Origin of the sequence: Blautia marasmi (genome assembly GCF_900258535.1) — a bacterium.
Lineage (GTDB): Bacteria > Bacillota > Clostridia > Lachnospirales > Lachnospiraceae > Blautia > Blautia hominis.
Genome location: NZ_OIWX01000001.1, coordinates 553,754 through 567,220, shown reverse-complemented (window position 1 = coordinate 567,220; position 13,467 = coordinate 553,754). Strand labels below are relative to the sequence as shown.

The following is a 13,467-nucleotide window of genomic DNA, read 5'->3' as shown; positions in this document are numbered from 1 at the left end:
ATGGTAAAGGGAAAGAAAATGTTAAGCTTGTTGCTTGGTTTATCCATGGCGGCCGGACTGTTATCCGGCTGTGGCGGAAAATCGGATTCGGAATCCGATTCAAAATCAACATCAAAAGCGGATGGAAAAGAGGGAGATTCTATGGTATTGGATCTGGCTATCCCATGGCCCGAGAAGTATACGGAAGATCAGCAAGTTCGTAAGATGTTAGAAGAAAGATATGATGTAAAATTTGAATATCATGTAAGTCCCGGAAAGGAAGGGGTTAATCTGCAAATCGCTTCAGGCGATACCCCTGATTATATGGTTGAATTTAATGTCACCGATTATTGGAATCTGGTGGATCAGGGAGTCTTAGCGGAAATTCCGGTAGAAATGCTGAAAGAACATGCTCCCAGATACTGTGAATGGGTAGAACGTGAGAGCGGCATGGGAGAAAATGTGTGGGAGCAATTTATGAAAGATGGAAAGAATTATGCCATGCTAAACTTATGGACTCTGGCAACCAGCGGTAATGTTATGGGATACCGTCAGGATCTCCTGGAGGACGCAGGCGTTGAAAAAGCTCCGGAGACGATTGATGAGATGGAAACAGCCTTTAAGGCTATAAAGGACAAGCTGAATATTCCTGCGTTTGGCGCCGAAGGGGCAACCGTGGAGGGCGCTGAATGCATGACACCTTTTGGAGCCATATTCGGAGCCTTCGGAACTTACCTGTGTAATTATGAGGAGGACGGAGAATTAAAATATGGTCCCATTCAGCCGGAAGCAAAACAGGCATTGGAAGTGCTGAACCGCTGGTACGAAGCAGGCTATATCGATCCTGAATTTATAATCACAAAACATGAGCAAATGAATGAGAAATTTGCTAACAGTGAAATTGCATCAGCGTCTTGGGCATGGTGGAACTTTACGCCAAAAGAAGCCTTTTTCGGAGGAGATTATTATGAAACAGCTCATGAAAAAGATCCGGAAGTCTCCTTTACCCTTACGAACCCTCCAAAAGGACCGGAAGGCAAATCAGGTATGACTCAGCAAAATCCTATAATTGGGGTTATTGTATTCGGAAAACATTTAGAAGATGAACCGGAAAAACTTGCAAAATATCTGGAAGTGTTTGACGGATCCTTTGACCGTGAAGTTCAGGATTTACTTTACTACGGTATAGAGGGAGAGACTTACACATATGACGAGGAGAACGGCCGTACATGGCTCCCGCCCTATGATACACAAGAAAAACGTAACGAATTTGGTATTGACCTGTATCTGCTTCCCGGATGTTTTAATGACTATGATCTACTGGCAAAGTATATGACACAGCCACAGTATATGGATATACGCACAGATGCTGAGACTAAGGGTACCGGAAAATATGATGTGCTGGCCCCGTATTATCGTCCTGTCTATAATGAAAAAAGTGAAACGATAAACAAAATATATCAGAATGCTTACCTTGACTTTATCACAGGGGAACGTCCCATCAGTGAATTTGATCAGTTTGTGGAAGAATGGCTTGCAAACGGAGGAAAAGAAGTTCTGGAAGAAGGCGAAGAAATATACAAAAATATCCAGTAAAACAGGGAATTAAAATGCGACTTTCATGGTAAATAATGTATAATGGTTTTAGGATGAAAACGTGACAATTATTTAATATGAATAGGCAAAATATCGCGCTGGCTGCTGCGGGTATCTCATGCACAAGCGTATAAAACATCCCGCAGGGCAACAGCCGTGAATAGCAACGATAATTTGCCTTTTCATATATACGCGAGGTGAATCATGAAAACTGATAAAACATTAACCATGAAGCAAATTATATTACGTTCCTGTATTCTTCTGTTTGTGATACCGTTGTTGGTCTTTGGCTGGATTTTATTCTATTATTCAGCAAAGACCATTCATAAACGTATCATCGCAGAGCAGCAAAGTGTTGTGGGATTAATGAATTTGGTCCTGGAAAAGCAGCTGAAACAAATGGAACAGAATGCAAGACAGATTTATCTGGATAGCGAGGTTCAAAGGATAGTAAAAGAAACGGATTTTAAAAATTTCAATTCAAGGCTTGCAGCAGATTATCGATATCTTGATGATTTTATGGATTCCATTAATGCGGATAATAGCGATTTGAAGATGGAATCCGTTATTTTAGTGACAAAAGAAGGGGATTTTTATACAAATTCTTTTGTGTCAAAACAGTTTATGAGAGATATTGTTTTGAAAGAATGGTGTCCCGCTGCACAGAAGGAGAATGGAAAAAGTGTCATTATAGGGGTTGCAAAGAATGATGAGAATAAGGATGTTTTAGTGCTGGGGAAGATGATGAAACATCCCAAGAGCCTGCAATTTTTGGGCACTCTTTTCACTACATACAGTGTGGAGGAATTATTTCAACCCTTGCAGAGCCGCCTAAGTGATACCACAGATATTTATGTTGTTAAAAATGATAATACTGTGCTCTATTCTGATGCACCAAATATGGATGAGTTTGCAGAGTTCCTAAACACTAAACGTGCTGCTTTGGAACAAGAGGGGTATCTCGAGGCGGAAAAATCAAATAAAAAGATTGTTTATATCGCATCTGCAAAGGAAAAAATGAAACTCTGCGTGTTTAGCTGTATCTCTTTTTCAACGGTTCGTGCACAACTGTTGAAGCAGCAGATAACTGTAATTTTTTTAGGAATCATTTGTATTATACTGTTCACGGTATTTATTCGCTATATTAACCGTAAATTATACAAACCTATTGAGGCCATTACTAAAGGAGGAGAAAAAGGTGATGTGATCAATGGAACAGATAGTGACTGCTATGAATTAAAGCAGATCAGCGATACTATCATGTCCCTTTCCAAGAAGTCAGCGGATGGGGAAGCGGAGATTGTAAAATTGGTTGAAAAATGCGAAAGTATAACCCTTGAGAAACTGCAGGCACAGATTAATCCGCATTTTTTATATAATACGCTTACAAATATTAAGTATATCTCCATTTTAAACCATCAGGATCAAATCAGCCAACTTATTTCAGCGTTAGTTAAGCTGTTACGCAGTACAGTAGGCCGGGATGGAAATATGATTTCGTTAAGCGAAGAGATTGAAAATGTAGAGTATTATATGCTGATCCAAAATGTTGTTTATAAGGGCAATATCCGTTTTACCATAGAGATTGAACCGGATATAAAAGATTTGTTGATCCCCAATTTTATACTGCAGCCATTGGTTGAAAACTGTATCTTCCATGGTATCTATCCAAGTGAAAAGGGTGGTGAAATCACCATTTTGGGGAGTAGAAAAGAAGAGGGAATCCTTCTGCAGATCAAGGACAATGGAGTGGGATTTTGCGAAGACAGTCTTATTAATTTCATGCAGACAGGAGAACAAAAAAAGAGTGAACATCTGACCAATCTGGGAATAAAAGCAGTGCATAAAAAGATACAATTGTTGTGCGGTGATGATTACGGAATCAAAATATTCAGCAAGAAAAATGAGGGCTCTGTGGTAAATATTAACCTTCCCTGCATTGTAAAACAGGAGGCAGACCAATGATCGATGTATTAATTGTAGATGATGAACCCATGATTATTGAGATCCTAAGGAGAACAATAGACTGGAAGAAATATAATATGCGTGTGGTAGGGTGTGCCTATGATGGTTTTGCTGCAATAGATTTTTTGAAAAAGCACGATGTAGATATCGTTTTTACAGATGTTAAAATGCCCCATATGGGAGGGTTGGAACTAATAGAACGGCTACACGAGTTTCTGCCCGATTTATTGTTTGTGGTGATCAGTTCATATAGTGATTTTAACCTGGTCAGGGAAAGTTTTAAAAATGGGGTAGAGGATTACATACTAAAGATTGACATTGATAATGAAAAGGTTCTGGACAAACTTTTGAGTAAACTCAAATCCAAAGTGGAACTGCGTAATCCTATGGCTGGATCAAAATATCCAACGGAACAGCTCTTGCAGAAAATCAATCATGAACAAGCCTATTTAGAGCAGTGTGTATTTAGGATGATGACCATAACACTGGAGGATAATGTAAAGACGGTTCTGGTGTCTGAACTGCTTTTTATACTTCGGGAAAATGCAGCACATTTTGTATTCGGATTCTTTGACTGGAAGATCATTATCCTTTGTTTTGGAGAAGATGCAGAGCAGGTTTCAAATATCTGTGATTTCCTGGTACAAAAAATACATAGTGATCCGGAGGCAGATCAGATCCTCATCGTTGGTTCCAGTAACTGCTTGGGGTATAAAAACTTAAATGAACTGTATGATCAGGCAAAACAATCCTTAGATGCCGGATTTTATCACCCACGTGAGGCTTATTTTCAATACAAGAATACTTCAAATAGGGAATATTTGGCGGCCTATAAGCGCTTGATGGAAATGACATCTAAATTAATGGAAAGTGTATCCATACATGAATTATCAAATGGGATAGACCATCTCTTTTGTATTATTAGTAAAGAAGAGACCACACCAAGTCTGATAAAAGAAAATCTGGTGAGTTTTTTTGGGGAGATCCATCGGGTGATTGATAAGAAATTTGGCAGTATGGCAACGGAAAACCTTTTAGCCCTTACAGGACTGATCTTATCAGCAACTGACTATGCGGAATTAAAAGAGCTGTGCAGCAATAAAATTTACGAACTAAGTTTGAAATTGAATGATCAGATGAATATTCCGTTATCCGATGCCATTCAGGCATATATACATATGCATTATCACAATCCGAATTTGACCATTCAAGATGTGGCGGATGACCTCCATGTAAATCAGAGAAGTATCAGCAATTGCTTTGCAGAAAAAATGGGCATGCATTTTAAAGATTATCTCAACCAAATCAGAATTGAGAGGGCAAAAGAGATTTTGGCAAATTCCTCATTACGAATAAACGAGACGGCAGCCCGGGTTGGTTATTCAAGCGTAGAACACTTTTCACGCCTCTTTTCAAAAAGTGTAGGAGAATCACCCATTAAATATCTAAAAAGAAATAGACCGTAAAATAATAACCAAAGAATGATGGAAGCGGATAAAGTTGAAAACAGGAGATTGAAGAAATGGATGCAATACAAAATTTAGCAAAACGTGTTCTGCCGAAACACTGGGAACAAATAAACTTTGAAAAGATACAAGCTGTTGGAGAACAGGATGTCTATGAAGTAGATACGCTTGAGGGAAAATTAGTGATCAGGGGTAATAACTACATAAGCATGGCTGTGGGACTGGGGTGGTATCTGAAACAAGTTGCAAATTGTAATCTTTCTTGGTGTGGAAACCGGATGGAATTGCCGCCGCTGCTCCCCCCTGTAGCCAAGTGTTTCAGAACTGTGATCGAACAGAAATACCGGGTTTACATGAATTATTGTACCTTTAACTACTCCGCATCATGGTGGAACTGGGAGCGGTGGGAGAAGGAAATCGATTTTATGGCATTAAACGGTATTAATATGCCCTTAAGTGTCGTTGGGATAGAAGGTGTTTGGCGTGATACGCTGATCGAGTTTGGATTTACGGATGAAGAAGCACGTGAATTTTTATGTGGCCCGGCATTCTTGGCATGGCAGTGGATGACAAATATTGAAGGATTCTGCGGTCCTCTTCCAACAAAATGGATAGAATCCCATGTGGCTCTGGGGCAAAAAATAATAGAGCGTGAGCGGAGTTTGGGAATGCAGCCCATACAACAGGGATTTTCAGGCTTTGTTCCTTTGCTTTTGAAAGAAAAGTATCCGGATGCAAATATTATGAAAAAGGAAGAGTGGTTTGGCCTGCCTGCCACAGGGCAGCTTGATCCTACAGACCCTCTTTTTGAAAAATTGGGCACTCTCTTTTTACAGAAACAGAAAGAGTTATTTGATACAGACGGGTTCTATGCAATCGATCCATTTCATGAGAGTGAGCCGCCGCTGAACACCACAGAATATTTGGAAGCGGTAGGTGATTCCGTTAAAAATTTACTGACAAACTTTGATCCAGATGGTGTTTGGGTTGCACAATCCTGGTCAATACGTCGTGATATTGTGTCAAGAATGGATAAAAAGCATCTTCTTATTTTAGACTTATGCGGAGAGAAGCATACGGAAACCGATAATTTCTGGGGGTATCCGTTTGTTACCGGTACGCTTCATAATTTTGGCGGCAGAACAAACCTGCATGGGGATTTAAAGATGCTGGCATCTAATCCTTATAAAACAGTGTCCAAAATTGCGCCAAATGTATGTGGAACGGGATTGTTTATGGAAGCGATCGGACAAAATCCTGCATATTATGATTTGGCGTTTACCCAGCTGACGGGGAATGGGACAGTGGATCTGTCAGAATGGATGGATAAGTATATGCTGCGCCGTACCGGAGTTGACTCGGCAGAGGTGCGCAAAGCGGGAGAAATCCTGTTAAAAACAGTTTACATGCCTGGTACAAACGGAGTGGAAAAAAGCTCTATTGTTGCTGCAAGACCTGCAGTCCGGGTTAAAAAATCCGGTCCTAATGATGGATTTCACTATCCTTATGGAAATAAAAGACTATTTACAGCATTAAAGCTACTTATGGCTGCTAAGGTGAATGCAGACGGTGCACGGTATGATGTGGTTGATATTTTACGCCAGGTACTGAGTAATTATGGACAAGCTTTGTATACAAAGGTTGCGGATGCTTTTTTAAACAGAGATGCAGAAGCTTTTAAGGCAGAGTCAGAGTCTTTTCTGGAATTACTTTCTGATATGGATATACTGCTGTCATCACGGTCTGAATTCCGGTTGGATAAGTGGATTGGGGATGCGCGCAGCTGGGGAGAGACTTCAGAAGAAAAACATTATTACGAATGGAATGCAAGTGTGCTTCTTACTCTGTGGGGGACCACGGATCGAACTTATATTTTTGACTATGCGTGGAAAGAATGGTCGGGAATGATTGAATCATTTTACAAACAAAGATGGAGCAAATTTTTTGAAATGCTTACCCGCTGTCTGGAAAATGATGAAGAATATGTGGAGGACGATCTTCCCCAGATTTTTGAACGGCAGGCTTGGCGGGCGAATGCGTTCTATAACTTATTAGCGGATTGGGAAACTGCGTGGACGACACAGACAAAGGAATTTTCAGGAGAAAAACCTGACGAACTTGAGATAGTCAGTACTTTAATTTCAAAATATGAAGACCGTATTTAGTGTTAAACACAACTATATATAAAAGAGGAGAATTGTGAATTATGGGCGTTACCGGAGAAATCAAAAAAGATGAAAATTTACAGGAAGAAATTGTTGATAATGGGGTTCATCTCTATTCTGACCATAAAGATTATATCCCGCCAAAGGAGCAGGCAGTTAAAGAAAACCTGGCACGTTTTATGGGTCTGAAACTGGGTTTTATGGTACATTGGGCGCCTGCCTGCCAATTGGGAATCGTGGAGTCCTGGGCACTTTCAGACGGAGATGAAAGCTGGAGCCGGCAGGACATTGACTGGACAGATGATATGGATGAATTTAAACAGCAATACATTGATTGCAATAAAACCTTTAATCCAGTCAAATTCAGGCCGGATAAATGGGCTGCATTTGCTGAGGAATGCGGTTTTAAGTATCTTCTCTTCAATACGAAACATCATGATGGCTTCTGCATGTTTGATACAAAGACCACGGATTATAAAATAACAGATTCATCCTGCCCGTATTCAACGAATCCGAATGCGGATATTGTTGGAAGAGTATTCGAGGAATTTAGAAAGAAGGGAATGGCTATTTCGGCCTACTTTTCAAAGCCGGACTGGCACAGTGACTACTATTGGGCAAAGCAATTCGGAGATGCAGTTGACAGGAATGTAAACTATGACATTGATGAGTACCCGGAACTTTGGGAAAAATTTGTTGAATATACCCATAAGCAATTGCTGGAGCTGACGTCTAATTACGGTAAGATTGATGTCCTTTGGCTGGATGGAGGCTGGGTGAACCCGGAGATCAAAAAACAGGATATCCGATTAGGGGAAGTGGTAAATACCATAAGAAACACCACGCAGCCACACTTGATTGTAAGTGACCGTACTGTTTCGGGAGAATATGAGAACTTCATCACTCCGGAACAGATGGTTCCGGAAAAGCCAATTCCTGTTCCATGGGAAAGCTGCATCAGTCTTGGAGAAGGTTTTTCATATTCTTATTCTGATCACTATAAATCAGCACATGAGCTTGTCCACCTGCTGATTGATATTGTTGCGAAGGGTGGGAATCTGGCGCTGAATATAGCACCGCAGCCGGATGGTAATCTTCCGGAGGAAGGTATGAAATCTTTATATGGACTTGGAAAATGGCTTAAAATAAACGGCGAAGCCATATATGAAACCGTTGTTTGCGAAACCTTAGAGTCCAATGAAACCTATGCCTTTACACAAAAGGCAAACGCTATTTATATGTTATATAAGTATAGTGATGGTTCTATTCGCTTACCAAGAAGCATAGAATTAGCTATCTCAGATCCTGTTCGTGAAATACGCCTTTTAAGAACCAATGAAATCATTCCTTTTGAAAAAAATGCAACTGGCATTACTATTTTAACCGCAAAATTAGAAGTGGCAGTAAGTGATGCAGAGCATTGTGACTGTTTTAAAATAGTAATGGAATAACAGAAGAAAAAGCACCTGCAAGGATATTCTGTTCGGAGACATAGTAACGAAATCATTAACCGGCAACGAATGGAGCGCGGACGATCAGTAAAGGATTGTCTGCGCTCTATCTTTTTTTCCGGTACACCTGCGTAGTTTTCCTAAAGTCACGCTTTTCATGAGGCTTTTTCTTGTCAGAACTGCGTAGTAGGATTCCAACAATCCACTGTAATAGCCTATAAAGTCTGGCTTTCAGCTTTTAAGCATATCATCTGAAGGAAGTCTGCCAAAAACAGCCTTATATGTTTTGGAAAAATAGGAGTCATTCTTGAAACCGCTTAAAGCAGCGCTTTCACTGACGCTGTAATTTCCCTCCAGCAGCAGGCTTCTCGCATGCTGGCATTTGAGGAAATTTGCATACTGAATAATTGTATTGCCTGTCATTTCCTTAAAGGCATGACATAGATAAAACTTACTGTATCCGGTGTCAGCACACAATTCATCGATGGTAATATGTTCAAGAAAATGTACACGCAGATACGAGATTATCTTTTTTACCACCTGTACCTGCTGATTCTCTGTGGATTTTTGTTCGGCTGTATCATCAATGTACTCTCGCATCAAAAGGATGACAATAGAAATGATTTCTGTCTGCACAGCCTGTTTATAATAAGCATCCTTTCTTTCCATTTCCGCGATGATTCGTTTGATGGATGCTTCCATTCGGGCATCCTTTATCTTTTTCTTAAAAACAAACAGATGTGGCTCAAGTCCCAGAGGGCTGTACAGCGCACTCCCCAGATCAAGGGAATACATGCGGCATTCGGATTCCGTAAACCCATCATGGATATCTCCGGAATTGACAATGGCGATATCACCCTCTTCCACGAAAATGCGGTCACTGCCGGAAATTACCCAGCCCTGCCCGTATTCACAATAGACGACCTCTATACAGTCGTGCCAGTGGAGATACGCATCGTCAGGATGACTGGCTGAGAGTACCCTGCATCCAAAAATAAGCGGAAAATCCGCATCAAGGTCATTGTGTAATTCATATTTCATATATCATCGTACACCTTTCCGGAGAACAATATTGTGTTAACTTATGGCAATATCCTTTCTTTTGATTCTTTGGTTTCTAGTATATAATGATATTATATTCTGTGTCAAATGATATCAGCACGGACAATATAGGCGTAGTTTTTTCGCAGTGGAATCCCCCTATTTCCCGAAGTGCAGGCAGAAAGCGTTAAGGAAGCGATAACTTCCGGTTGGTCGAACTGGAAAATCAGAATTTGAAAGGAAGATGTAGATGAAAAACATTTTTATACATGGTTCGGGTCATATGTCAACAAGTTGGAATGAAACGGTTTCATATATGAATAACAATAAAGATATTTTGTGTCCAAACTTATCCTCAATTCTTAACGGAAAAGAGGCCAGTTATAATAATTTATATTCTTTATTCGCTGAATATTGTAATGATAATGACGGACAAATAAACTTATGTGGTATTTCGTTAGGAGGTATATTGGCATTAAATTATACTTTGGATTTCCCTGATAAAGTAAATTCATTAGTTTTAATCGGGACTCCGCATAAAATTCCCAAAGTAATGTTTAGTATTCAAAATATAATCTTTAGATTTTTGCCAAAATCATTGTTTGAGAATATGGCATTTAATAAAAAAGACACTTTCATATTGGGAAACTCTATGAAAGAATTAGATTTCAGCAACAACGTCAATAGAATAAAATGTCCTACTCTTGTGATTTGCGGAAAAAAAGATAGTGCTAACATGAAGTCTGCATATTATTTAGCGGATAATATCCCAAATGCCAAACTAAAGATCATTGAAAATACGGGGCATATTGTAAATGAAGAAAATCCGAAAATTTTAGCAGAAATATTAAACGAATATTATAGTGAAACCAAATAAAACACACCATGTTTACGGAATACAGAAAGGTAATTTCCGGTTTATCGGGCAGAACAACATATGATCAAAGAACCGGATGCAGAGCTGATAATCACTTGCCCGGAGGTGACGGGGCCGGCAATGGAGGATAAACTATGAAGTGGAAAAAGGAATACTTGGTTTCATCAATGCTATTTGCCATAGGTGCGGTAATTTGGATTACTACTATTCCCCTAAACTGCCATGATAGGGGTACTTTTGATACATGGTTTCTGCTGCATTGCTGTTGTGCACTTTTGTTCAGTGCCGCGGCTATCGCTTTTTTTATTAAGTACAGACGCAGCGGGCAGAATAAGGATGGCAAATAACATCTGGTGTCCGGAAATGATGAACAAAAGTACATAATATGGAGAAGATGCTATAAAAATCGGCCTGAAGGTGCGGGTGCTGTGGGTTTTATTCTAACATCCCGGAATATGGAGAATATGATGTCCTGTTCATCAATCTGATGGGTGAGGCCATGTATGCAGCCATTTATAGGAGCCTTGAACATAAGCCGTCGATGGAGCAGCTTGCTGATTAGTATGAAAAAGCAATGAACACCAATCCTGTAATGCAATTTTTGATCGCTGCGGTATTTGGCATATAATGAACCGACCTGTGATCCCAGAAGCAACTATGGCTTTATGCCGGTATGATTACGGAATGGCAAAACTGGCGAATACGATTTTATAAGAGAGCAGACGTTGGCTGGCGGCGGGGCGGTCATCATGAAAATAGACATTCAGCTTTCTGACAAACCGTTTAGGTAACTTAATAAATCCTCTTTTCTTAGTGGTTCTGCATGGCTTAAAACGCAGTAAATGCAGTCCGTCGCTTGAATCATATGCACCAGTTTCCGCAGCTTGCTTTTATCCATATAACCATTGTTAAAAAAATCTTCACTTGTGGCATCTCCCAGGAAGAGGACTTTTTCCTCCGGTACATAAACACAAACGGTATCTTCAGAATGAGGGGCTTCGGTGTGATATATTTTTGCGGTCATTCCACCTAAGTCTAGAAGAAGCTCTTTCCGGAATTGAATGTCGGACAATACGATATGCAGTTTTGTTTCACCATGATATTCTCGTTCAAAATAAAGATCCTCTTTTTTTAAACGATTAATATACGACGGTTCAAGAGCTTTTTCTTGTTGCTCCTTCAGGAATAAATTTGTTTTTTCGTGGGCGATGCTGGCTCCATGAATCCGGCTCATGCCAAATGTGTGGTCGTAATGCCAGTGTGTTATGACGGTAAAATCAGGTTTTTTAAGCCCTGCTCCTTTTAATTGATCATAAAAGTCATCAATATGTTTTGCTGAATATCCAGCGTCTATGGCAAGCGAAAATCTGCTTCCTTTCAAGTACGCAAGCATGGGACGATCTACTTCTGCTTCATGTGGCAGATAATAAATTCTATCGGTAAGATTTTTTATGCCCATTTTTTATTCCACCTTTCTGGTAATTTTTATTTTTATGGAATCGCATTTTCTATGTCTGCAGAAAACATCGTATCTATCGTAACATCGCCCGTCTGTTCTTCATATTCTCTGGTTCCTGCCCTATTCACATTTTATCATCAGCCGGCAAATCTGTCTATTCTGTTACCGATTTTGGGCAGGATCATGGAAGGCTCCCCGACAAGCATTATCATGCCTTTGATCAAAGGGATGAAATGCAGTCGTTGCGATAATTGTCTTGTTGGTATAAAGGAAACGATGGAGCAAGGATACTGTAAAAGTACGGATTTTATAGGATTGACGTGCATAACTCAGATAAGAAGATAAAAGAGCTGCGGCGGGGTAAGCGCCGCAGCTTCTTTTATCACAACGCGCAAAGGTGCTTTGAGGGTAATGCCCGGGCAGTCAGAGATCATTCTTATTCAGTTTTTGGTCCAGGGATACAACCTGGCAAAGTGAAACTCCAGGGCTTCTGCTGGAAGCTCAGTGTTGCCCCTCCTGTAACATCTATAGTCTCACCAACCATAAAGTCAGACATATCTGTACACAATGCAAACACAGCGAGTGCAACTTCGTCGGGATTCATTGCCAGAGGAGTACCTCCGGAAAGTGCATGCTGATCAGCCAGTAATTCCGTGCCATAGTAGTCTGCAAGCTTTCCTGAATTACAGATGGAACCTTCAGAGAGCATGCCTCCCGGGGCTACACAGTTAACTGTGATGCCATACTGACGAAGCTCTTTCGCGACGCCCATGGTCATACTGGCCACAGCTCCCTTCGCTGCATTGTAGTGCGTCATCATGCCAATACCTGTCACATCACTGCCGTGTCTGGCTGCAGAGGAAGTAAATACGATCTTACCTTTGATCTTATTGCGTATCATGGAGCGGGCGACAGCCTGAGCCATAAAATATTCCCCTTTCAGGTCAGTATCCATAACCCTGTCATACTCCTCTTCCGGCATATCAACAAAGGCAAACATACTCCAGGTTGCCGCATTGGCAACCAAAATATCTACCTTGCCGTAGGTTTTTTCTGTATGATCCACAACTTCATAACAGGAAGCAACATTTGTAACATCGGTTTTGTGCCAGGTGACTTCGCGCCCCCTGGCTTTAAATTCGCCTTCGGCTTTCCGGCCCTTTTCCTCATTGCGGGAGGCAATCATAACTTTTGCGCCGGCCTCGCTGAGACGGTTTACCACATTGTATCCCAGGCCCGAAGCTCCTCCGGTAACAATGGCAGTCTTGCCTGCCATATTATTTATGAATACATCCTTAAGACTCTGTGCATGTGTTACATTATCCAGTGTCAGGTTGGCGATCATCTCAGGAGTGATCGGGGGAGACTGTTCGTTACTCATAATTATTCTCCTTTTCTTCTTTCATAATTGATTCAGGTGTAATATACTTAAAATTAAGTATTCTGCGTTGTCTGGCTGGCAGATTAT

The 13,467-nt window shown here is 40.6% G+C and carries 10 protein-coding genes; 7 read left to right on the top strand and 3 right to left on the bottom strand.

What is annotated here, in order from left to right:
- The 5 genes from C6P39_RS02395 to C6P39_RS02375 all read left to right on the top strand — a co-directional run bounded on the left by C6P39_RS02395 (position 1) and on the right by C6P39_RS02375 (position 8,622).
- A complete protein-coding gene (locus tag C6P39_RS02395) occupies positions 1-1,575 on the top strand; it encodes an extracellular solute-binding protein (protein WP_104802675.1) in 1,575 nt (524 codons plus the stop codon).
- 204 nt (positions 1,576-1,779) lie between these two features.
- Positions 1,780-3,540 carry a cache domain-containing sensor histidine kinase gene (locus C6P39_RS02390; RefSeq protein WP_104802674.1) on the top strand — a complete coding sequence of 587 codons (1,761 nt, stop codon included), beginning with the start codon at positions 1,780-1,782 and terminating at the stop codon, positions 3,538-3,540.
- Positions 3,537-5,006, top strand: a complete 1,470-nt coding sequence (locus tag C6P39_RS02385; RefSeq protein ID WP_104802673.1) for a response regulator transcription factor — start codon at positions 3,537-3,539, stop codon at positions 5,004-5,006. Before C6P39_RS02390 ends, C6P39_RS02385 begins: the two co-directional genes overlap by 4 nt.
- Positions 5,007-5,062: 56 nt before the next feature.
- A complete protein-coding gene (locus C6P39_RS02380; protein ID WP_104802672.1) occupies positions 5,063-7,171 on the top strand; it encodes an alpha-N-acetylglucosaminidase in 2,109 nt (702 codons plus the stop codon).
- A 41-nt stretch (positions 7,172-7,212) separates the two neighbouring features.
- Positions 7,213-8,622, top strand: coding sequence for an alpha-L-fucosidase (locus tag C6P39_RS02375; RefSeq protein WP_167398041.1), 1,410 nt, complete (start codon positions 7,213-7,215; stop codon positions 8,620-8,622).
- Positions 8,623-8,853: 231 nt separating this feature from the next.
- Here the strand turns inward: C6P39_RS02375 and C6P39_RS02370 are convergent, their stop codons facing one another.
- Positions 8,854-9,663 (bottom strand): helix-turn-helix domain-containing protein, encoded by an 810-nt coding sequence (locus C6P39_RS02370; protein ID WP_104802671.1) that lies wholly within the window; start codon positions 9,661-9,663, stop codon positions 8,854-8,856.
- Between the two features lie 250 nt (positions 9,664-9,913).
- Here C6P39_RS02370 and C6P39_RS02365 point away from each other — a divergent pair, with 250 nt between their 5' ends.
- Together C6P39_RS02365 and C6P39_RS02360 are read left to right on the top strand one after the other, a co-directional pair.
- Positions 9,914-10,540 (top strand): alpha/beta fold hydrolase, encoded by a 627-nt coding sequence (locus tag C6P39_RS02365; RefSeq protein WP_095173557.1) that lies wholly within the window; start codon positions 9,914-9,916, stop codon positions 10,538-10,540.
- A gap of 134 nt (positions 10,541-10,674) precedes the next feature.
- Positions 10,675-10,887, top strand: a complete 213-nt coding sequence (locus tag C6P39_RS02360; RefSeq protein WP_104802670.1) for a hypothetical protein — start codon at positions 10,675-10,677, stop codon at positions 10,885-10,887.
- Between the two features lie 416 nt (positions 10,888-11,303).
- Here C6P39_RS02360 and C6P39_RS02355 read toward each other — a convergent pair whose 3' ends face one another.
- Both C6P39_RS02355 and C6P39_RS02350 read right to left on the bottom strand, forming a co-directional pair.
- Positions 11,304-11,999, bottom strand: a complete 696-nt coding sequence (locus C6P39_RS02355; RefSeq protein WP_104802669.1) for an MBL fold metallo-hydrolase — start codon at positions 11,997-11,999, stop codon at positions 11,304-11,306.
- 436 nt (positions 12,000-12,435) lie between these two features.
- Positions 12,436-13,380 carry an SDR family NAD(P)-dependent oxidoreductase gene (locus C6P39_RS02350; RefSeq protein WP_104802668.1) on the bottom strand — a complete coding sequence of 315 codons (945 nt, stop codon included), beginning with the start codon at positions 13,378-13,380 and terminating at the stop codon, positions 12,436-12,438.
- Between the last annotated feature and the right edge of the window lie 87 nt (positions 13,381-13,467).